Source organism: Nostoc sp. C057 (assembly GCF_013393925.1).
Classification (GTDB): Bacteria; Cyanobacteriota; Cyanobacteriia; order Cyanobacteriales; family Nostocaceae; genus Nostoc; species Nostoc muscorum_A.
The window spans coordinates 133,262-155,230 of record NZ_CP040283.1 but is presented as its reverse complement, the minus strand read 5'-3'; the positions used below and the strand labels follow the sequence as shown (position 1 = coordinate 155,230).

21 protein-coding genes are annotated in these 21,969 nt (G+C 40.8%); 10 read left to right on the top strand and 11 right to left on the bottom strand.

Going from position 1 to position 21,969, the window contains the following annotated elements; translation table 11 throughout:
* Positions 1 to 128: 128 nt before the first annotated feature.
* Positions 129 to 362 carry a hypothetical protein gene (locus FD724_RS33525; protein WP_179076014.1) on the bottom strand — a complete coding sequence of 78 codons (234 nt, stop codon included), beginning with the start codon at positions 360 to 362 and terminating at the stop codon, positions 129 to 131.
* Positions 363 to 543: 181 nt separating this feature from the next.
* Between FD724_RS33525 and FD724_RS33520 the strand changes: the two genes are divergently transcribed.
* Complete coding sequence (locus tag FD724_RS33520) at positions 544 to 1,629, top strand: DUF5895 domain-containing protein (RefSeq protein ID WP_179076013.1); 1,086 nt, start codon at positions 544 to 546, stop codon at positions 1,627 to 1,629.
* A gap of 282 nt (positions 1,630 to 1,911) precedes the next feature.
* On the opposite strand, the gene FD724_RS33515 is transcribed toward FD724_RS33520, so the two are convergent.
* The 4 genes from FD724_RS33515 to FD724_RS33500 form a co-directional block, all read right to left on the bottom strand.
* The gene (locus tag FD724_RS33515; protein WP_179076012.1) at positions 1,912 to 2,640 is read right to left on the bottom strand and encodes a hypothetical protein; all 729 of its coding nucleotides are present in this window, start codon (positions 2,638 to 2,640) and stop codon (positions 1,912 to 1,914) included.
* A 3-nt stretch (positions 2,641 to 2,643) separates the two neighbouring features.
* Complete coding sequence (locus FD724_RS33510) at positions 2,644 to 4,659, bottom strand: M23 family peptidase (protein ID WP_179076011.1); 2,016 nt, start codon at positions 4,657 to 4,659, stop codon at positions 2,644 to 2,646.
* Positions 4,660 to 4,772: 113 nt separating this feature from the next.
* The gene (locus tag FD724_RS33505; RefSeq protein WP_179076010.1) at positions 4,773 to 5,081 is read right to left on the bottom strand and encodes a hypothetical protein; all 309 of its coding nucleotides are present in this window, start codon (positions 5,079 to 5,081) and stop codon (positions 4,773 to 4,775) included.
* Positions 5,082 to 5,404: 323 nt separating this feature from the next.
* Complete coding sequence (locus FD724_RS33500) at positions 5,405 to 6,628, bottom strand: RNA-guided endonuclease TnpB family protein (RefSeq protein ID WP_179076009.1); 1,224 nt, start codon at positions 6,626 to 6,628, stop codon at positions 5,405 to 5,407.
* A 39-nt stretch (positions 6,629 to 6,667) separates the two neighbouring features.
* On the opposite strand from FD724_RS33500, the gene FD724_RS33495 reads away from it, so the two are divergent.
* The 3 genes from FD724_RS33495 to FD724_RS33485 all read left to right on the top strand — a co-directional run bounded on the left by FD724_RS33495 (position 6,668) and on the right by FD724_RS33485 (position 9,897).
* Positions 6,668 to 7,240 (top strand): hypothetical protein, encoded by a 573-nt coding sequence (locus tag FD724_RS33495; protein ID WP_256874660.1) that lies wholly within the window; start codon positions 6,668 to 6,670, stop codon positions 7,238 to 7,240.
* 106 nt (positions 7,241 to 7,346) lie between these two features.
* Positions 7,347 to 7,889, top strand: a complete 543-nt coding sequence (locus FD724_RS33490; RefSeq protein ID WP_179076008.1) for a hypothetical protein — start codon at positions 7,347 to 7,349, stop codon at positions 7,887 to 7,889.
* Positions 7,890 to 8,118: 229 nt separating this feature from the next.
* Positions 8,119 to 9,897, top strand: a complete 1,779-nt coding sequence (locus FD724_RS33485) for a bifunctional 3'-5' exonuclease/DNA polymerase (protein ID WP_179076007.1) — start codon at positions 8,119 to 8,121, stop codon at positions 9,895 to 9,897.
* A 21-nt stretch (positions 9,898 to 9,918) separates the two neighbouring features.
* Here the strand turns inward: FD724_RS33485 and FD724_RS33480 are convergent, their stop codons facing one another.
* The gene (locus tag FD724_RS33480) at positions 9,919 to 11,175 is read right to left on the bottom strand and encodes an RNA-guided endonuclease TnpB family protein (protein WP_179076029.1); all 1,257 of its coding nucleotides are present in this window, start codon (positions 11,173 to 11,175) and stop codon (positions 9,919 to 9,921) included.
* 334 nt (positions 11,176 to 11,509) lie between these two features.
* On the opposite strand from FD724_RS33480, the gene FD724_RS33475 reads away from it, so the two are divergent.
* From FD724_RS33475 to FD724_RS33465, 3 genes are all read left to right on the top strand, one after another.
* Complete coding sequence (locus FD724_RS33475; protein WP_179076006.1) at positions 11,510 to 11,812, top strand: hypothetical protein; 303 nt, start codon at positions 11,510 to 11,512, stop codon at positions 11,810 to 11,812.
* A gap of 281 nt (positions 11,813 to 12,093) precedes the next feature.
* Complete coding sequence (locus FD724_RS33470; protein ID WP_179076005.1) at positions 12,094 to 12,321, top strand: hypothetical protein; 228 nt, start codon at positions 12,094 to 12,096, stop codon at positions 12,319 to 12,321.
* 74 nt (positions 12,322 to 12,395) lie between these two features.
* Complete coding sequence (locus FD724_RS33465) at positions 12,396 to 12,650, top strand: hypothetical protein (protein WP_256874659.1); 255 nt, start codon at positions 12,396 to 12,398, stop codon at positions 12,648 to 12,650.
* On the opposite strand, the gene FD724_RS33460 is transcribed toward FD724_RS33465, so the two are convergent.
* The 5 genes from FD724_RS33460 to FD724_RS33440 form a co-directional block, all read right to left on the bottom strand.
* Entirely contained in the window at positions 12,639 to 12,908 is a 270-nt protein-coding gene (locus FD724_RS33460) for a WGR domain-containing protein (protein WP_179076004.1), read from the bottom strand. The two genes, FD724_RS33465 and FD724_RS33460, sit on opposite strands and share 12 nt — an antisense overlap.
* Before the next feature lie 178 nt (positions 12,909 to 13,086).
* Positions 13,087 to 13,347 (bottom strand): HNH endonuclease, encoded by a 261-nt coding sequence (locus FD724_RS33455; RefSeq protein WP_179076003.1) that lies wholly within the window; start codon positions 13,345 to 13,347, stop codon positions 13,087 to 13,089.
* A gap of 348 nt (positions 13,348 to 13,695) precedes the next feature.
* On the bottom strand, positions 13,696 to 14,385 hold the full coding sequence (locus FD724_RS33450) for a hypothetical protein (RefSeq protein ID WP_179076002.1): 690 nt from the start codon (positions 14,383 to 14,385) through the stop codon (positions 13,696 to 13,698).
* Positions 14,386 to 14,685: 300 nt separating this feature from the next.
* Positions 14,686 to 15,825, bottom strand: a complete 1,140-nt coding sequence (locus tag FD724_RS33445) for a tyrosine-type recombinase/integrase (protein ID WP_179076001.1) — start codon at positions 15,823 to 15,825, stop codon at positions 14,686 to 14,688.
* Positions 15,826 to 16,145: 320 nt separating this feature from the next.
* Positions 16,146 to 16,598 (bottom strand): helix-turn-helix domain-containing protein, encoded by a 453-nt coding sequence (locus tag FD724_RS33440; RefSeq protein ID WP_179076000.1) that lies wholly within the window; start codon positions 16,596 to 16,598, stop codon positions 16,146 to 16,148.
* A gap of 524 nt (positions 16,599 to 17,122) precedes the next feature.
* Between FD724_RS33440 and FD724_RS33435 the strand changes: the two genes are divergently transcribed.
* From FD724_RS33435 to FD724_RS33425, 3 genes are all read left to right on the top strand, one after another.
* Positions 17,123 to 18,307: a hypothetical protein gene (locus tag FD724_RS33435; protein WP_179075999.1), complete on the top strand. Its 1,185-nt coding sequence runs from the start codon at positions 17,123 to 17,125 to the stop codon at positions 18,305 to 18,307.
* A gap of 564 nt (positions 18,308 to 18,871) precedes the next feature.
* Positions 18,872 to 21,094 (top strand): hypothetical protein, encoded by a 2,223-nt coding sequence (locus FD724_RS33430; protein WP_179075998.1) that lies wholly within the window; start codon positions 18,872 to 18,874, stop codon positions 21,092 to 21,094.
* A gap of 338 nt (positions 21,095 to 21,432) precedes the next feature.
* The gene (locus tag FD724_RS33425; protein ID WP_179075997.1) at positions 21,433 to 21,840 is read left to right on the top strand and encodes a helix-turn-helix domain-containing protein; all 408 of its coding nucleotides are present in this window, start codon (positions 21,433 to 21,435) and stop codon (positions 21,838 to 21,840) included.
* The last annotated feature ends 129 nt before the right edge of the window (positions 21,841 to 21,969 follow it).

Sequence of the window (21,969 nt, the reverse complement as noted above, 5' to 3'; positions counted from 1 at the left end):
AGCAGTTAAGTATGCATTTAACAGAAATTTTAGCTACCAAGTGAAAGCTAAAGTATTGACCTTCTGGACATTTTTTTTAGAGGTGTTAGAAACTCTATTTCTAGAGGAGTGTCAGATACATAACAGCTTTATGAGTGGTTGCTGTTAAACTTCGCCAATAAATCCTCACGGGAGAGATTCGATAACTGCAACAGTAAAGAAGCATACTCTTGTGAAGGTAACTCTAGAATAGGCTGAATAATTGTGGCTAATTGTTCATCTAGCGTACCAAATCGAACTGTTAGTAAATTCTCTACAACCATACGTTGCCCTTGCTTTTGAGCCTCTTGCTCCCACTGTATATATAGTGGTGATAATTTCATGATTAACCTCTTTTCATACTCATATATATTTTCGCTAGTTTGTAAATTAGCATTCAAGATACTTTATTTTATGGCGTAATTTAAATCTGTGGTGGAGAGTAATTGCCTCATAAACAACGGTTGGTAAATAAGTTTTGAGGCTAACGCCTCATGCGTTGGGCAATCATATTTATGTACTCCAATGGTTAAATCTAGGGTTTCAAACAACTCTAATCGCTCCAATCAATCTACTGCCAAAACTGCTGCTTCTAATCCCAAAGCTAAATCTAAAGCTCCTAACACTCAATTGTCAGACCTTGATATTGACGATATTGACCCAGAACTTCTCAGCGACAGTTATAACCAAGTTAGACGACCGTTACTGCCTTACGGCATTGTCGTTAATGACAAACCCGCCGGACTTCTAATTCCAGAAGATCAGCTAGAAAAGGCTGGCTGGCTTGATATGCCTGATGAAAACGACCTAACCATTGTCACCCTAACTGAAGATGTTACTGGACTCTTAATTACTCAAGCACGGTTACTAGTTTTAGCTTTTGTACCAGAATATATCCGTTATAAGTCAGATGTTGAAGACTTAGGTGGTTCTTTTGTTGGGCTTTATGATGAATACAAGCATAACCTTGACAAGAAAACAATGGATGTGTGTTCAGAACATGCACTGGTGTTTCTGGATGAGGATAATCAACCCCTGCATACTACTCCTGTCGTTGTCCGCTTTAAGAATGTAGCTCTCTGGAGTTTTAAGTCGGTGCGTGAGGAGTTTTACCGTTCTTTGGAAAAAACCTTTGCTGATTATTTCCAAGTGCCATTTAGCGGCAAAAACGATAGGTGGCGTAGCTTAGGTGTGCTGTCAGTCGAGTTCAAAGCTGTCAAAGAGGGCGAAGGTAAGAATAAACACGACTGTTGTAAGACTGTAGATTATACCAAACCCACCGTTGAAAATCTGTCTCAATTTTATTTGGGTCAGCCCACAGCTAAAGCCCTCATTTGGCAACAACATGATGCGATCGCTGGTTTTAATGAACCTCAATCCCTACCTGCTTTGCCAGGAGAATCGGTGTCTGTAGACGTGGAAGTATTGCCACCAAATAAGAATAGGAACAAAACTCAAAGCATTCGTAAATCCAAACCAGCGACCAAGCCACCTCGCAAAATTCAACTTATTGACGATGACGACTTCCTCGATGAAACCGACGATTTGGAAGCTGAGTTAGACGATGATGATTTTGAGGAGGAAGACGATGAACTGGATAATGAGGAATAGTCCAATGCAACTATAGCGTCTGTGCTGGTAAACTACCCACTACTCAGTGCTGAGTCATGAGTCCTGAGTCCTGAGTAGATTAAAAGTCACTCAGTACTTATGTACTTGGTATATGCCCCGCACGGCATCCACTTGTGGGCGGCCTTTTAACTCAGCACTCAGCACTCTTCATCCACCATTGACCTAGATACCGATTTAATGGGAATTTCCTAGAGGTTTTAGAAGAAAACTCTGCCGTAGCTAAGATGACTATGGCAGAGTTTTATTCTAGATTTCGAGTTATCAACTTTGGGATTTTTTACCAGTAGTGAAAAGCTGACTATCAGCAAGTTGATAGTCGTTGCCATTGAAACAAAAATTCAATTGGCGTAGCTGCTCTTGCTCGGTTTGCAGTACCTTAATGCACGGTAATGCCTGACCTCGGTTCTCTCCCACTGACAACAAATGCTTACCTGGTGGCAGATTGGGATTCAAGTAACTCAAGAATACCTGAGTAATTGGTTTGTCCTTTCTGAGCCAGTAACCAGTATGCAGACATCCCAAAGCACCACAGACATCAGGCGTATTCAAGTTGAAAACTGCGAACCTACCGTCTTTTCCTTCCACACTCCAAGCCAGTATATTTTTAGCAGATACTTTGGAATTTAACTCTGTATTTTCTACAATCACCTGTTCAATTACTGAAGCAGGCACAACATTAGCAGCTTTGTTCCAAGTAACGGTTGCCGCATTTAAGCTACAGCCCCCTAAGCTCATGAGAATGGACAGCAACAAAAAGATGCCCAAACCAATGCGAAACCAATGAACCCAGTAGCGTACCCTCATAGAAGGTGCTGGTAATTGATATGCAGTTGTCTTCAGTGGTTGAGACTGAGTAGGGGAGGCGGAGTCAGAATAAACTCCCTTTCCTTCCCCTGTTTGCCCAAAGTGTATTTTTGAATTGGTATCAGTATCCAGTATTTCTTTTATCTCATGGGGTGAGGTAATAGAAGTTTTAGATAAATCTGTCATACTCTACCTCCCATTTTCAGTATTTTTAGCAGTGCTGATGTAGCTAGAATTTACATTGGGAGAACAGGTCAGCGTTCCATTATCGCTATTACTGTTGCGATAACTAGTTAAAGCGGTTTTGCCGTAATCTTTAAGGCTGAGACGGCCGAGAGCATCTGAGCCATTTCCATCAACTTTGCTGTAATCACCACCAAAGTGCTTTTGAGCCACTCGTTCAATTAGGCGATCGCCGGTAAATGGCTGTCCTGTAGCCGGATCGATTTGCTCTTGTGTCACTTGAATTTTGTTAGCCATATCAGCCATAAACGCCCTATCTTGGTCAGCTGGAGGAAAAAACTCAAATAGTTCAGCCTCTGTTGGTTGATGCCCTTGCTCCACTTGACTGAGAAACTCTTGACCTCCAGGCTTGGCAGCAATTAATTGCACTGCGTAGGGGTTATAACTCATGAACTGGTAGCGACCGAGAGCGCGACCACAATTTAAACCCCCATCCGCACAGGTATGTATGCCAATGGCTTTGTAATCGCCGCTACCAGCGCTCTCAATCTCCGCGATCGCATTTCCCAGAGATCGCAAATCAATACCGGAGAATGATTGACCTGTTATCGACTGACTACCATTACTAAACGTGCATGGATTTATCTTCTCTATTACTCCAGTACCGTTGGTAGTCTTAGCTTTAGGCTCTCTCGTAGCTCCGGTTGGTAAAGACGCAGTATTTGTCCTCTGTTCACTCAAATTGCCTACAAATATTAGGGAGTTAACCTTGTAGCTGAAAAAAGGAACAGGCCCGATAAAGTAAGGTGTACAACCCATTCGCCAAGCACAAAACCGAAAGAACAAAGCCGTATCTACCGTATCAGTGGTTTCATCCGGCTCCATTATCACCACCTTAAAAGCTTTACCAAACGGTAGCCTTCCTGTTGGTTCCCGACCGTTATTCGCTGCTTTCAGGATACCCCGCCCGCCCTCAACTTCTTGGTATTTACCGGAAATCCACTGCTTTCCTTCTAACTTACTGCGATCGCTACGACCTGCATTTTCCAAATCATCCAATTCTAAATAAGCGCAGTCTTTTTCAGTACAAGGCACAGAAAACCCTTGGACGTCTGAACCAGAAATTGTATTGTTACGGCGGTTTTCTGTTGGCCCATAAACTACATCAATCCGCATTACCAAGCTACCAATTTCAGTGATGGGATTAGGCATTAATCCTAAAGGTACTTGTCCCAAACCAGGAATATCCGAAACATTGCTATTCATCCAACCTGTAAATTGTTGTAGCTGTACTGCATCTAAGTTAGGAATTGAAGAAATAGAAAACTTTGACAAGTCGATTTCTCCCAGCTTCATTTGCCCAACTTCATACTGTGTTAGTACCTGAGCTAGTGTTAAATTAGATGCGGCAATTAAGTGAGATTTTAGTAAGGTTGCAACAGGTGTAATATTGTTTACTTGTGTCTTAGCTAATTCTGGAACAACCTGAGCTAAATGGCTTAATGTCTGCTCCCCAATCAGGGGAAATTCACTAAAGGCAACTTTGTTTAAATCTATACTGTCAATGTCTGTGTTCGCCTCTGGTACTGTGCGTAGAGCGATAGCGAAGCGCTGCTGCGTTCGCGTAGCGTCTCGCAGAGAAGCGCAGATCGCCTGGATCGCCTGTAAAGAAAACTCCTCTGCCTGCAATGCTTCACTGATATCTCCTAACTTCAAATATTGGTCAGGAGTCATACCCACATTCCAAGTGCGACTCAGGTCATAACCTAGTGTTTGACTGTAGGGACTGCCATCAATTGCACCGGATTGACTGATACCTGGTAGCTGGGCCAGAGAAATGCGGCTCCAGTCTGGCAGCAAAACTTTAGTAGCAGGTAGTCGAGACTGAGGATTTGCAACTTCTACAATTCGAGTCGGTAAATTGCCATCACCAATTGTGTTGATTGTAGCTTGTGCGGCGATACTATAAATAATACAAGCAATGACAACCAGAAGAGATATCCATGCTTTTGGTATCTTCATAATTCCAGGTTTAAAAATGACAGCAACTATACCCCAATAAGCAAAGTAATTTATTGAATAAAAACCCAATTACTTGTTGCTTATGGGGTATAGGAAGAGAGTGAAAATATGACTTATAACTCTAGCTCCGGGAATGCTGACTGTTGACTTTTATTAGACTTGTAACCTGAGCCAGAGCCATATCCTGGTAATTGAGGATTGGGATTAGCAGCCGATTCAGTGTAAGGTGTATCCCCAAGATTGATTTCAAAAATATTCTCTTGATAACCATCCCTAAATTGGTCTGTTTGCAAGGGATTACTACTATCTCCAGAACTTGATTGCTCAACACCGTAACCTTCAGATTGATAGCCACTGCCAGACTGATAATTACTACTGTCGTCAGTATCAAGATTTTGGTTAATTGTAGGTTCGTTATTCATTGGCATTACCTAAAAAAGCTGTATCAATGCCAGCATAAAAAGATTTATCTAGTATCAGTATTCACCTATTGGACATTAATTTTTTAGCCGATTGGCTATTTTTGGTGATGCGCTCATATCGAGATGAAAAATGGAGCAAATGAATTTAATTTCACCAGAAATAATGGCAGAAATTAGTAATGGGAATAGTACCAAACTGCCAGATAACACCCGAAAAATGCTGCAAATTCTGGCAAGTTTAAATACACCAAAAGAATTATTAGCAAGTCTTTTAGAAATAGCTGAATTTTCCCTACAGTTAGTAACTTTATGGACAAATATCCTTAAGCAACTTTTCCCGGCGTTACTCGGAATGGGCAAACTGCAATACCCGCTATCCCTAGACCAAAGGCCGCTGGGATTACCTTTCTTGTAATATTTAGGCTGGCATTAATATCTGCATGGATGAGCTTACCATCAGCAGATTTGTACCAAGCCCTCTTAATCCGCTTCCCACTAAATATGTGCTTTTGACCTTTTTTATAAACCGGAATTGGGTCTGAATCCAAGAACGATGAAGCTGAAGTATAGCTCTCTTCATTAATCAAAACGCTTATACCAACTAGTTCAGCTTTATATCTCAACTGCTCAATAAACCGAGCATGAGGAATACTAACGAAGTTCTGATTTGTGGTACTGCCGAGATTAATTTCTTGTTTCCATTGGTCGTTCTTACCAATGACAAGCGTCCCAATCCCCTGAGTAACTAGATGGTTAATAATCCAGCGACTAGCGTTGTGTAGATAATTATCAACTTGATTGTTACGCTTACACGCTAAGGCATTAATACGTTTAGAAGTTTTAGCATTGCCTTTGAGTTGAGACTGGAGACTTGCCTTGACTTTATTGTATTGTTGGTTAATTGACTTTAACGGTCGTCCATTAACAAGTACTGGTTTAAACCCAAGCTTATTTGAAGTTAACGCCGCTAAATTATCTAACCCAATATCAATACCTGCCACTAAGTCGGGGTTCAGTTCTTCTGGTGTTACCTCTTTGTTGTATACAATTTCAATCACATATTGTCCACATTTGGGAATTATTCTTGCTTCCAAAACATCACTCACCGACGTGGGGAACTCAATACTGGTTTGAGATAATTTAATCAATCCCTTTTTCAGAGCTTTTTTGGATATCGCCCCAAGTTCATAAATTACTAAATTGCGCCCCTTGGTTTTATCTTTGTATTTTGGTAGTTTTGGACGACCACGAAATTTGGATGGATTTTGGTTATATGCAATCTGTGCCTCAAAAAATGATCTCCAATTTCGATGCAAAATCATCAACACTTGATTACTTATCTTTCTTGGCAGTGCCATATAAGACTCATGCTGTTTTACCAGATGAAATATAGCCGCATTATTCAGGTATTTTCCCTCATTGATGAACGACTGCCTTACCAAATAATTCGCATAGTTATAGAGGTTTTTTGAACGCCATGCTAAATCATCTATTTCTTTGTAAAATTGATGACCGATTTTAATAATATGGCGCTCTACTAATCTCATTGCTTAATCACATATTTTCTAGTAGTTACTTTACCATGATTGGGTATATATGAGCCTAAAGCCATTGAGTATTTACAACACCATGTTCGCTACCTTGCAGGGCCATTGGTAATTCATCGCAGTCCTTGGAGTGATACGATTCCCCAATGGCTGAAGTTTGCTTGTATTCAGGATCGATTGGAACTTATCTTCACTGAATACGAACAGGATCAGGTTGGTGTTTCCAGCACAGCCACAGAAGTTCTTACCTACATGATGCCAGCAACTTACGAAGCACCTCTGCATAGGGACTATGCTGACCTTTATCTTTGGGTAGGTAATGAAGTTTTAACCAAATACGATAAATTACCAAAGGGTTGCAAGAGTTTTTATGAATTTCTAGGTGATGGTGATACGAACAATGCCAGCAATAATCGCATCATTCATTTTAATCAGGTAAAAAATGAATTCAACTATCTTAGCAGGTCAATTCGACGCAGCATAGTTAAACACGCAGCACAAGAAGGATGGGGTAAGCGTCATGTCACTGCCAAGACTAACTTAGACTCGACCCAAAGCACTCCAACTCCTAAACCTTCATCAAATTCAACTGTGCAAATTAGCTTGTTCTGAATTTTAAAAAATCCTCAGTCTATTCAAATTTTCATCTGAGGATTTTTCTGTTAAATGGAAGCGATCGCTTCTTGAATTATGAACATAAAATTTCAAGTTAGTCATCATGAATACTCAAGAAATTCAAGAGATTTTAAATCATCTCATCATTGGAATTACAGCCTTATATACCATTGTAATGGTCGTTGATTTCGTTGTGGGAATAGTCCATCTGTGGCAGAAATTTACAGTCAACATCGAAAACACAACATCTGAAAAATCACACCTGGAATCTATTGATATTAAGAAATCTCTCAAGTTGAAAAATCAAAATCAATCAACTAACCATATTACATCAAAACCAGAACCTCAACCAGACAACTTTATTAGCATTGATGTAGACAAAATTGATTTACGGACAGCCAAAAAAATTGCCACTGCCATAAAAAAAGCTTCAACATCCAATCCTGACTTAATTATTAAACAAAAAGTCAACAGTAAAAGTGTGCCTTTAGCCTGGTTGCAAGCACAGATTAAGCATCGTTTAGAACTGGCACCAGAAATTGTCACACCCATTATTAGAGAATTGGCTCCTACTGCTTTTACATCTGTTCGAGAAAATATTCAACATTCTAGCATTGCAAAAACAGGTAAACGTAAAGTCAGTTAATCATATAAAAAGAGGAATATCGATATGGCGGTTATCGCTCGGATGAGAAGACAAAAGTACTTGTTGTATAATCTTTCCAGCAAAGTTTTTGTATCTCCCTCAACTGCACACCGCTATAGTATTACCTCTCTTTAATAGGTTTTCAAATCTTTGTAAAAAACTAAATATTTTGAAGTTGCTAGATATACAAGCTATCGCTTCTAGGTGAGAAATTCAAATTTAATTTATTATGAATACAGGCTTAATAAATACAAATAATCCCAGTATTTATACTCCAGAATATACTATCGTTTCCAATGTTTCAACTCTTAATTATGCTCTCCAACCTCTGTTTCAGGCAGAAGTTTTAGCCATAGATTGTGAAACAACAGGACTTGACCCTCTAACTGATTCTATTAGACTGATTCAAATAGCTGCACCAAACCATCCAGTAGTGCTGATAGATTTACCAGCTATTCCCAAAAGCGATCGCCCACTACTCAAAAAACTGCTTTGTAACTCTGCTATCAAAATTGCACATAATGCCAAGTTCGACTGGCAATTTCTCACACTCGCAGGACTTCAACCCTCCGGTAAATTCTTTGATACCCAACTTGCTTATAAAGTTCTAACCGCAGGATTAAAAACAAGCTCATCCTTACAAAATATAGTTAAAAAGCTACTACACTTTCAACTAGATAAAACTCAACAAATCAGTGATTGGTGTAAACCTCTTACCAAGGTTCAATTGCACTATGCTGCCGTAGATGCTGCCATATTACTTGACCTTTACCCAATTCTCCTCAACAAGTTAAAACAGGCAAAGTTACTTAAAATTGCCCGACTGGAATTTCAGTGTATGCCTGTTGTAGCTCAAATGGAACTTAACGGAATGCTATTTGACTTATCCCGATGGCAGATACTGGGTGCAAAACTAGAAGCTGAAAAAACAGATGCTTTAAACCAACTCAAGCAACTCCGTATTGCTAGTTCTCAGATGTCATTGCTGCCAGAACTGACAGATGCAGTAAACCCGAATTCACCTCAGCAAGTTTTGGCTGCTCTACAAGCTATTGGTATCAAAATCAACTCAACTAATCAAAGTAAATTAGTTTCTTTAGCTGCACAGTATCCCATAATTCAAGCATTGCTAGATTACCGCCGTCTATCCAAAATTATCGGCACTTTTACCGAGAAACTACCCCAGCATATCCACCCTAAAACTGGGAGAATTCATCCCAACTATTATCAATTAGGAGCAAAATCCGGTAGATTTTCTTGCCGCAAACCACCTCTACAAAATATTCCTCGTGATGAAGCTGCCCGTAGCTGTTTCATTGCTGCCCCTGGCTATAAAATTATCAAAGCCGATTACTCCCAAATTGAACTACGAATTATGGCTCGGCTTAGTGGTGATACAAAGATGTGCCAAGTCTATCGCCAGGGGGCTGACTTACATCGATTAACAGCATCTCTAGTAACTGGAAAACATATCAATGAAGTGACTGAGGAAGACCGCAGACTAGCAAAAGCAATAAACTTTGGATTGATTTTCGGTATGGGCGCTGCCAAACTCCAAATTTACGCCCAAGTAAAATATGGGGTGGCAATGACATTAGAACAAGCAAAAGCTTTCAGAAAACGATTCTTTGAAGCTTATCCTGGAATAGCTAGGTGGCATGAAAACATCAAACGTAAATACATCCAAGGCATTAAGGAAAGTCGTACACTAGCAAACAGACGACGGAGATGGGTAAACAAGCCCCGACTATCAGAGCTATTTAACCATCCAGTACAAGGTTTAAATGCCGACATCAACAAATTAGCTATGGTAAAACTTTCAATTCCATTAGCTAAATTCAGAACAAAACTCATCTGTGTAAGGCATGATGAAATTGTACTGGAATGTCCAGAGACTGAAGTTGACCAAGTTAGCCATATATTACACAATTGTATGGTTGCTGCTGCCCAAAAGTTTCTCAGCCCTATTCCAGTTGTTATAGATATTGACATCCTCCCCAACGTATAGACGAATGGGGATTCCTAAGAATCACTTCTTAGGTTTTCTGGTTGCTCCCAAAAGGGTTTTCGGCACTTGGCTAGGTATCTCTACCCCCGCTAGTTCGCCTGCACAGACAGTTTCCATTCCCCGATTGTCCACGGGTACTACATTCAATCCACGCAACAACACCATCTCGGCAGCGGCATGATCTCGATGAGTTCGATAACCACATTCAGGACAAATATGCTCTCTTTCGGAGAGTGGCTTTGTCACAGTCGCTTGACAACGCGGACAAGTCTGGCTAGTGCCGTTGGGATTGACGCGCATGAAAAATACGCCCCGTTTCCAACACACCCATTTAAGCAAGTCCAAGAATGCACCGAACGAAGCATCAACGCATTCTTTGCGGAGCATCCCTCGGTTAAGACCAACCGTGTTGAGGTCTTCTGCAAAGATAGTTTCAGCTTGGTCACAAAGCTTGTGAGCGGTTTTGAGATGGAAATCCTTGCGTTTATCGGCAATGTGATGGTGTAACCGCGCTACTTTGATTTGAGCTTTTTCCCAATTAGCAGAACGTTTTTGTTTTCTTGCAGCCCGACGTTGCAGCAATTTCAGCTGGCGATGCTGGGATTTCAAGAATTTAGGGCGTTCAAAAAAGCTACCATCCGACACAGTTACAAATCTTTCCAATCCAAGGTCAATTCCTATTGCTCTACCATGAACGGGAACATCGGGAACCGACACATCAGATTGAATCGAAACAACCACATACCATTGTGTTCCACGAGCTTTAGACAATACCCTCACCTGTTTGACGCTAAATCCTTGAGGAATTGGACGGCTCAGGCTAATCGGAATGCTGCCAATTTTAGGCAAAGTAATTTCAAATCCGTTGATGGGATTGTCAAGAAACTGTGGAAACACAAAAGATTTGAACTGCCCAAACTTTTTGAACCTTGGAAAACCAAAACCACGCTTTTGAAAAGACTCCCAAGTATCATGCAATCTACGAATCGTGGTTTGCAACACTTGAGAATGAACGTTTTTGAGTTCTGTCCAAGATTCTTTAAGTTTGGGCAAATCGTTTTGCTGACGATGATAGGACGGAAAAGGAGTGTTAGCGGGAATAATGTACTCTCGCTCAATCGAACACCTGTCTATCATACATTTACGCGAATTTATCCAATCTTTCAACTCGCGCAAAGCACGGTTGTAAACTTTGCGCGACGTTTCTAACCATTCAAGCATTAATGCCGATTGGTCAGTATTTGGATAAATTCGGTAAGTGTAATTTATTGTCAGCATACATATAAGTATTTTACCATATAGATATACCAGTGGTAACGCTATGCCAAACAAGAGATTGACAATTTCTCGGACACCCACAAGGGGTGTACCTCGCAATTGTCCGAAGCACTATCCCCACTCTAGGCACTATTTCTGGCTATTCCTAAATCGTTATTCTAGCCATTATAAATAACGGAACTATTTTAACTATATCTGCTTACGCAGATTGAGAGTGAATCCAGAGTTTAAAACCCGCTTAATTGGGTTTTATTTGTCTGTCTATAAACTCTGTGACTGACAAATACCTGATGTAAAAAATGAGTTCCAATATTTACATATTTGAGGTGTATCAATGTCTAACCCCCGGATTTTAGGGGCAAGAGAAATTCATCTAATTTCACTCTACAGTCACTGGGAATTTGGTATGAGTCCAGAAGAATTTTATGCCAAATGGGATGTGAGTTATGAACAAATTGCCTTAATATGCTGTCGTTCCGATTCTACGGTCAGAGGTTGGTTTAAGCAAGGTAAGTTTAGACGCTATCCTCAGCCTAATGATTTACGACATTTGGCATTCATGGACTTTTTACTGGAACATTTTGAAGAAGTTCCCGAACAACTTTGGCAATTGCTATGTCTGACTCATTCGCCTTGATCTCAATAACATTTCTCTTCTACATATAGCAATCGGTTTGATTACTGAAAGGTTTTTAAAACAAAAGCTTTGCCCTGCAAGGTTTTCAGACTCAGTACACAATATTTTATTCCAGTCGAAACGCTATCTATCTGTCCAATAAATCTAATACACACATAATTCTAATTGTCAATATCAATTTGACCTGTCTTTGAGTATACCTCCTCGTTTAAGGTAAAATTTGGCGATTTAAAAGCACATAGCAAGCATGGTTATTTTACAGAATTTTTAAGGGGTAGAATATGACTTATTCTGAGCAATTAAAACCGTGGTGTATTGTCCGTGATATTCCCAATCAAGAAAATATTGTTGTGAAAAGATTCCGCCGACGTGATGATGCTGTTGCTTATCTGCAAGTGTTGAAGCAGTCAGCGAGAGATATTGCTTTTAAAATCCTTTTTAAGGCTCAAAACGTCAATATGCCACGGGAGAATGAAGCTTTGAAGCCAAACACGATCTCACTAGGGTGAAGTTGGCAATATCCGCCTTCGAGCAATACCGAAGCCATAATAGCATTGAGAGTCCCGGTGCTTGCTTGCTGGCAATGATTCGTGATCAAGCTGAACCTAATGTTCCTCTCAAAGCGATGACTCCTCTTGAAGATGAGTTTGAACGTTGGTATTGTCAGGCTATTGAAAGTGGTTTCTGTCAAGATGTTCCAAAAAAATATTTACCCATACAGCAAGGAGAAATTCAGGTTAGAGTAAACAATGATAAATTTTCATCAGGTTATGAACTACTATCCTGGCAAATAGCTAAAGCGAAAATGGAATTAGATAAAGATTCATCAATATCTTGACTCAGGGTCAACTCTTTTATACCCTCGCTTTTCCCTTCGCTCTTGCAGTTTGTAGTAAGTTATTAACGCGGCTTGGTAATCAGGGCAATCTAAATCTTTTGACTTGCCGAATCCTCGATAAATGGCACTGCCCCAAGTCTTAGTGATCGTCCACTCTCCAAATAGGTTTTGGCAAAGGGTTAAGGTGTAGAATCGCGTATCTCTTTGCCACTTTGATTGAAGCCATTTGTCAAGTTGGTAGGCAATTTTTACAGTCATCTCAACCACGTTTTTGCTTCGCCGGGAGCAATAATCTATCAACACAATGATTTTAATAATTAGGCACTGAAAAGCGCGGTACTGAATCAAAAAAACTAGTTACATTTTGTAAATTTTTCTGCTTTGTAAAAAGGGAGTTATCATGGGTTACGTTGTAGAAGAATTTAACAAAAGTCATTCACATCAAGGCTTCTACGACGTGGATTCTACATAAGCCACTACATAACGGGGCAAGATTTTCTAAGCGATTGTCAGAAGGATCAAAATTAAAGTGGTGTACCTGAAGTGTATAGACTCGGCGCTGGGATAAAGTTAGCTCTAGTGGCTTTTGTCCAGGACGCAGGCAAACGCGATTGCATCTAGTACAGCGCCAATCAAAAGATTCTTTGATAGAGGTGGCGATTTCTTTCCAATTCTGGGGATAGCGGCTGGTACTCATGAAAATACTTGAGAGAGCAACAACATGAGGTAATTCTAATCGATTAAGTACTCTTAAGGTAGTATTTGTGGCACAGAAACGTGTTTAGAGCTTTGATGAGTATAGTACAGACAGCTTTTATACCAACAATAGAATCAGACTAAATGTGATTGAGAAGTGGTGAGGCAGAAAGCGATCGCCTAACTATCTCCTAAGTACAAAAGAATATTTATTACGCTTTCAATAATATTAATATTTAAAGCTGCTATTTTTTTGAGCAGGAAAATTCTAGCACTTGTGAGAGAAATTAAACTGGTGTTATGCCAAAAATCAACAAGTGTGTAGGCGTATTTAAAATTAATAAAAATACTAACTTACCGAATGATATGAACCCGTATTTTCGTTAAATTCCCATCCCATACCCGATTTATCCTTCCCCTTGCACCATGCCACAAAAAGCGGTGGGTGCAGCTTATTTCGCTGCTCGCGTATAGTTTCTACACTTACACCAAGTCTTGAAGCTAAACCTTCTTCGGTTAATGGTTGGATTCGGGGAGTATGCCCTTGATAGGATGAATTGTTGTTGTACGATTTATTGCCCCGCCTCGGTTGGTTGTTGAGATGATTTTGAATTTTAATAATCGCCTCGGTAAACTGTGTCATTCGGGCTGTTATCCCCTCAATTTTTTCTTCTAAATCGGCGAGATTATGGATTGCTCCGGTTTCGTTGCTAGATTCACTTGAAAACTGTGACTCGAGCTTATCAAGTCGTGAGCAAATAGCTAATATCGTTTCATTCGTAGGACTGCCGTTACTATTATTACCATTAACTAAGTACTCCTCAACACTTGCCTTAATCTTAGAGTCCAAGCGTTTATCTAAATTATCGCCACCAATTGCATCAAGGTTATCTATATCATCTAGGTAGAGTTCGATAAATTGGGTCAGCGTGGCTGTTGCCGTCGTCCCTTTCGACTTACAACGGGCAATAAACTGCTCCCACATCTTTTGGTCGCAGTTAAAAGATGCCAGTTTCTTGTTTTTCCCTGTTTGGCTCATGTCTAGGTAATGTCTAGGTAAATCTGGACTGGACACGACTGAGTGAGCGTGTCATCCCGAAAAGATAACTACCTTGACACTATCATTTTGGAGCGCATGAGTGCGCCCGCTTTCTTGCGATGGTCTCCGACCGACCGGAGGTCATCGCCTCTACCAAAAAGCAGTCAGATTACTACTGTCTGCAACAGTTAGTTAGCCACTGTTGGAGTTGTTCAGGAGTCGTTGGCGCACAATTTGAGCAAAGCCTGTTATCGCTTTTGTACCCAAATCAGGGGGTGACTTCCTGGCTAACGCATCCATTTAGTCAATCATATCTGCCAATAAATTTGTCATCTCTGACTGACCTTTTTTACGGTTATCGTCATACTGGATCAGCACATCTAGCTTGACATGACGGCTGACTTTTTGCGTCTTTCGCACATCTCCTTCTGTTGCTTCTAAAAGAGTTGTAATCCCACTATGGCGAATGCGGTGCGGTGACATTAACTTTTTCACACCAGCTGCATCAAAATAATTGACCACAATTTTACGGATGCCGTCCCCAGTGAGGCGATGCCCTTTGCTGCGGTTATCAAGGGCGATAAATAAAGGTGAGGAGGCGGTGATATTGCCCCGAACTTGCAACCAATCACAGATAGCATTAACTGTTGCTACTGACAGTTTTACCCATTCATCATTCGTACCTTGCCCTTTTCCCAAAATCCGCAATCTGCTTTCGTGTGGGTCGAAGTCTTTTATATTTAATTGACTCACCTCATTACGTCGCAGTAAATTTTCCCACAACAGCCGCAACAGCGCATAATCTCTTTGACCATGAACAGTTGAGCGCTCAATTAGCTGGATTACACTGTTGATGCTTTGAGCATCCACCCCGGTAGTATCTCGATACGCTTTTACCTTTTCCAACTCTACATCTTCTAGCGTGTAGCTGCACACACCTAACTTGCGGGCAAACTTCACCAACGATTTAATGCTGCTGAGGCGACGGTTAACCGTTGCTTCCTTCAACCCAATAGCCAGTAGCTTTGCCTTATATTTCAACACCACCGCCACCGCCCGTTTCTCGGTCAGGTGCAAAAACTCCAACACGCTATCAACATTCGGCTCAATACCAGTCATCGCCACAAAAAATTTCCGCAAATCTTTCTGGTATTCGCGCCGGGTGCTGGGTGCGCGAATATTGGCGAGCATCAAAGCAATGACATCCTGTTCATCCTCTGTTGCGGCAAAATACCGCTCAATTGGGGCTAAGAGAGATTTTTTTAATGACTCTACCGCCGAGTCAAATCCGGTATCATCGTTTGCTTTTGGGGATGCCCGTCTGGGGGAATATGGAGTATCAGACATAGCATTGGGCGCGAAAAGGGTAATTTTCGATATCAAACCTATTCTCTCTCGATTTGCCCAACCACACTCACTTTGGCGCGATAAATCTTCCATTAGACCAACACAATCGGAATGTTGCTAAATATACTGCTGTGCTATTAGTGCTATTCGCTTGTTACCCAACAATCGAATGTACTACGTTATGTAGGGCTTGCTGAATTATAGATGTAAAAATTAAACCATCCCAGTGGTTGGAATGGTTTAAGGGAATTATCAATTTTTCTTACTGCTTCTTTTGCTTATAGGAGGCGACCAATTGTTGTTGGCGACAATTCAGGCATTCCTTTTAACTTGACAGTTTCGGCGACTTGGTTGTTATTTTGGCGTAATGAAAAGATAGGATTGCCCGTTAGCTTGATTTGAGCTTGATGCTATTAGGGTTGCGCTTCCAAGATCCGACCTATACTTCTTGGCGATAGTGCTGGCAACCCCCTGCGAGTAGCTTCTTCAGCAACTTGCATATGGTAATGGTGCTTTGAACGACTGGGTTTTCGGTTCTTGCTCCATTCGCTGATTTCGACAATTTTGCTCGCCTCTGCGCTCTTGCACTTCTTAGGTCTGCCTGCGTTCACACCTAAAACATCATTTACCTTTGCGATCGCATCTTCCAAGGTTTCCGATGTTATGGTACAAGATGTCCACTTTTTCTTCCAGTTTGTTACTGTTTGCTTCGCTATACCAAGTTTTTTTACTATATTTTTATGATTTTCCCCACGATTAAGTTCTAGCAGGATGTTTGCTCTCTTGATCATTTCATCGCTGCCGGTGGCTGCTATATCCTCTAATACTTGCTTTTCAATAGGATTCAATACTTGAATATGAGGCATTTTAGTATTTACCCCGCTTAAACCTACAATTTTGCCAAATCGAATGAAGCCTGATATACTTTTTTTGTAGAGTTCATTTTTCCTAAAGATTCACTCAAAGCCCTGCTGCAAACAGGGCTTTGAGGAAAAAACAACCCCACCTGTTACTAAAACAGGACGGAACTTTGTTTTGTCAATTTAGTTATCTAGAGCCATCATATCATGAATTTACCCAGTTTTACAAATCTATCTTTAGATAGATGCTTTTTTTTAAATGCCAGTACTTTAAATCTCTCTTCAGTCGTATTGGTTTTCAATGGGTTGGGAATAATAGTTTACTGCGCGAGAAAATTCTCTCCCTTGAGTTTTTCTGGTAGTTAATCCTTTGCCATTTACAAGATTTAATTATTTTTTCAACTTGTCACTTTTTCCAAGGGATGAAAGTGCTATAAGTCTTGCTGGTTAAGATTTTTCTGCTTTCTGCTTAGGTTTTTCACTTCTTGAACTTATCTTTTGACTGACAATTTGTGAACCGGAGTATCAATATGTCTCTTGTGCAGAATCCGGCAATTGTATATATTTCGCCTGCGGAGTTAGTTGTTCATCCGAAGCTGATAGAAATATATGGTGAGAATGAGGAACGTCCCGCTTTAGAAAAAAGTATCTCGGAAAAAGGGATTCTTGAATCTTTAAAGGTATCTGCACGTACTGGTGTCAATGTAGTCTTGGCAGGTAAGTGTCGCTTGCAGATAGCTCACAAGCTCTTAATTTCCTCTGTGAAAGTGGAATTTGTCGAGTCTGATTCGCCTGAAGAAGATTTGAAACTAGTGCTTGACTTTAATCTTCATCGCGAAGGTGGGAAGACTCATTACCAGAAATTTCACGAGGGGCAGTACTGGGAGAGCGTACTTCGTCCCCAAGCGAAAGAAAGACAGCGCCAAAGCGCTCGTCGTTTGAATCAATCGAATGATTCAAATTTGAATCATTCGGTAACTGAGAGTAAGTCTCAATTAGGGAAGGGCAAGCGAGTGATTCAGGAGGTCTCGGAGAATCTAAATATAAGTGTTGGTAGTTATCACAAGGGTAAGAAAGTTTTTGAATTAATTTCTCAATTACGAGAACTGGAAAAATTTAAGGCAGTTGTTGCACTGGAGATGGAATTTAACCGAAGTATTGATGCAGCATACAAGTTTGTTTGCAATCAAGATATCTGTTACCAGGTAATAGACCTTCTGGAGGCAGATGAGATAGGTAGTATAGGCGATGGTATTGCTTGGATGCTGAATGGCGAGCGCAATCCGTTTCGGCGTTTCCAGCTTGACCAAGTATATCAATTCAAAAAGAGACTGCGGCCCGAGTTGGAAATTGTGGGACGGGTTATTGGTATAACTAATGAGTTTGTTGTGTTTGGATTGAGGAATTTAGTGAATATGAGCTTAGAAATTGTGAATCTCCGTCCGCGACAAATTGATGCAGAATTGCAGGATGAACCATCTGCATCACAGAGGAAGAGAATATTTCACTTAATGCAAAAGTTTAGTGATGTTTTCCCAGTTCAAGTGTCTTTGGCGGAGTTGTTAAAACTCCCAAATTTAACTGATAAAGAAGAGGTTTTATTGCGGATGTATGAGTCTGACGTATTTGAAAAAACTTGGGAAGATTATAAGACCCAAATGAAAGCAATGGAAGTATCTACAAATAGAAAAAAGGATAAGATTTGTGCTGCATAGTTAGTTAGCTGTAAGCAGTTAATCTAGCAGAGAATTTATCCCGCAATTCAACATTACTTACTAGATTAGCATCTCAATACTAATTGCAATACGAGTTCACTATTGTGGGTGCTGAACTCGTATCAAGATATTTGACTGTTTTTTGTTTTTAAATTCGGTGGTGGAGTATGAGGAATTTCATCTTCACTACTTGTACTAGCAAAAGCCAATGTACGGTGACACTTCTAGGTGTTGCTAGCTTTGCATTGTTATCCGAAACTCTTTTGTCGATTTAGTGAGAACTTCGCTAGAACTGCCTCATTTAAATAATAACCAAAAAAAAGTTGGGTAGTCGCATTGTTGTTGGTGAAGCGTGTTGGACTAAATCTTAGCCTAAGCCTACGTATGTTTAAGCCTAAACAAGTATAAACCTTTGTTTGCTTTCAACCATGAGACGATTACCAGTCGCCTCCAACAAGCGGATAACCAACCGCTTAAATCAAAATAAAATTTCAAATTTAGGCTAACACATTTTGACCAACAGCGAGACTACCTGATGCACAAAAATCATCAGGACAGTCACTCATGTACCAAGAAAATTTCGGGGCAGATTTTGATAACAAGCCCCAATTAAGCCTTTCACAGCCTTCAAAAAAGAAAATAAAACCCCACCTGCCCGCAGAATCCGTGGGTAAACGCTACGTAGAGCGCTTTTGGCATCCATTTGGGGCGATAGTTGCCCCTTCTTTAGTAGAAGGTGCAAAACCAGCATGGCGCACTATCGATTATTATCTTCAACCCTCCCAACTGTGGAACCTGCACCAAGACAAGTCGAAACTAGTAGGTCTGCGCTTTAACGACACAACTCGTTATGCCACAATCGATTTAGACCTAGAAGGCGACTACCATAACATTGAATCCATAAATCGCATCAAAGCGGTGTTAGAGGACATCGGCATAGTCGATATCATCATCCTCCAGTCCAGCTTTAGTGGCGGTTATCACCTAATTCTAAGCTTCGCATCCCCCCTACCCACCTTTACCCTAGCCTGCGCCCTAGAGATTACCTTAAGAAACGCAGGCTTTATCCTGCGCCAAGGACACCTAGAAATCTTCCCCAACACCAAACCATATAGTGCCAAACAAATAACCAACTACAAAGCCATCCGTTGCCCCATGCAACCGGGTAGCGGGTCATTTTTACTTAATGACGACCTGCAACCTATTAGTGACTCAGTTTCTATCTTCCTCGACTATTGCGATCGCGCGGCAAGTCGGCAAGATTTAACCAAACTCAAACGGGTAGCGAACAAAGCCAAAAAACAAATTTCACAGGAGAGATATCGCAAGCAAGAGTCTACTGACGTTGCACAGTGGCGTACCAACTGGGAAGAAATCATCACCACAGGCTGGACAGGAAAAGGACAAACAAACACCCTCCTACAAATATTTGTAGGCTACGGAATCGTCTTTTTAGACTTAGAGAGTGATAAATTAGTCGAATTTTGCCTTACTACCGCAATGAACGCCCCCGGCTACAGCCAATATTGCCGACACCAACACGAAATCGAAGCTAGGGTGAGGCATTGGGTAGAATCGACAAGTTGTAACAAATGGTATAGCCCTTACCAGAGTTATCCCGAAAGGTTGTTGGGTACATTCGCCAACACATTTGCAGAAGCCATAGCAGGCATTAGCAGCATTGATAAACCCAAAGACAATGTAATCCCATTTGACCGTCGTAAGCAACAGAACTGGGAACGCAGCCAACAAGCCCAAAAACGCATCCAGGTAGTAGTAAGGGCAATAGAGTGGGATAGTGGGTTGCCAGTAGGGGCTACTGAACGGGGGAAAGTGATACGTGCTGAATACAAGCGCCGCTTTCACAAAACTATCTCACAAGAGACACTACAAAAGCACTTGCATTTGTGGCATCCCACACGCTACATCTTAGACCCGTGGGCAGAAAATAGCTCAAAGCCTTATCAATCAAGCAATGACGGGCAATTTAATAGTTTTGAAAACTCATTTGCCAAGCAGACTGCTCAAAATCCTTACGAAAAGGAAAATGACGGTCATTTTTACTATATGAAGGTTTTTTGTAAATGCTTACCTCCTGCTGCCGATGCCCCTACAGGGCAGTTGGCAGCAGCAATCTTTGAAGAAGTTGCTGAGTCTCAAGGAGAATTATTTGTACTACAGGTACAAGATGAATCTGAGAAAATTAAGAATTCCGAAGAATTGAATTTATTGCAACCAGAGGATCTGTCTTTAACTTCAGGTGTCAATAATTCTGATAATTCATTAGTTTCTTCAAATATTATAGAATTAGCTGAAAATCTTAATGAAAGTACTTCAGATAAGAATTTCAAATACCTTTCTAACCCCAGCGCGGCTGAAAATTACAATAACAAAAACTTATTAATCAATTCTGTTACTATTCCGCTTACTGCGCCTACACCTGCAATTGTGCCGCCTGAAACGTCACAAAAAGCCGAAGTTAGCGAACAAAGTACACCTTCAAGCGATTCAGCAGCAACTCTCGCTTTGTCAGAACTGAAGAATCTGACTAAGTTGCGACTCCAAGCAGCATCTTACGCCAAACGTGTAGCTAGAGAGTACTGCCTGATTGCACGATGCTTAATTGGGGGCAAGGAACGCGAACGCTTGGAGCAGAGTGCCAAAATGCAATTTTATCTCGATTCAGGGAACAAAACTCTAATTGCAGAAGCCAATGAGTGGGCAGCTGCCAATCCTGGGTGTCTACCGTTTTCGTTGGAGTTGGTGTTTCAAGAAGGTGAGACGTGATGGCTGAATTTCACAGGTGAGAGTGATTTGGATGCCTATACGGGTACATGGGATTGAAAACAGTTTGCCGCAATGGAATGTATTCTGTATTAACAGTATTTTGAAAACAGAAATATCCGCCATTTAATTCTATTACAACCGATTTATCAAGTCTAAGTAGTTTCTCCCAGTCCTTTTGACATTCTTCGATATGTACTCATTTCTTTTAATACGAATTCGTGCAGTTGTGATAACAGCAATTTAGTGACTATGGCGATGGTGAATGTCCCTAGTGTAATACCAATTTTATATGAAGCTGCATATAATGGAGAAAACAAACTCGATAAATTAAAATAACCATGAGCCGCCCTTTTAAGATTGAAATCGCAGAGAGCGAAGAAGAACTTAAAAAACGTCTACAAACAGCTAATTTGGGAAACCAGAAAGAGAAACTTATTATGCTGTGGTGGATCAAAAGCGGACAAGTTAAGGAGCAGAAAGAAATTGGAAACCGCTTGGCGAAAGATACCTCAACCGTGACAAGGTGGTTGCAAAAGTATAGAACAGGTGGGCTACATGAATTACTGGAAATGAAAAAAGCTCCAGGAGCAAAACGCAAAATTCATGACGCAGCGATCGCAGCACTCTCAGAGGAGTTAAAAACAGGAAAAGGCTTTAGTAGCTATGGTGCAATAGTTGAGTGGTTAAAAGAAGAACATGGACAAGATATGGTACTCTTATCTTTTATCCGACATAATCTACGATAAAAACCACTTTCCTTGATATACAACACTTCCACCAACATGCGATCGCGGAGGGGGCATGTTGGCAAGGCAATAGAAACTATTACGCTGCCGATAAATTTTGCTTGTCTTGGTATCGCCTTTGATGCGTAA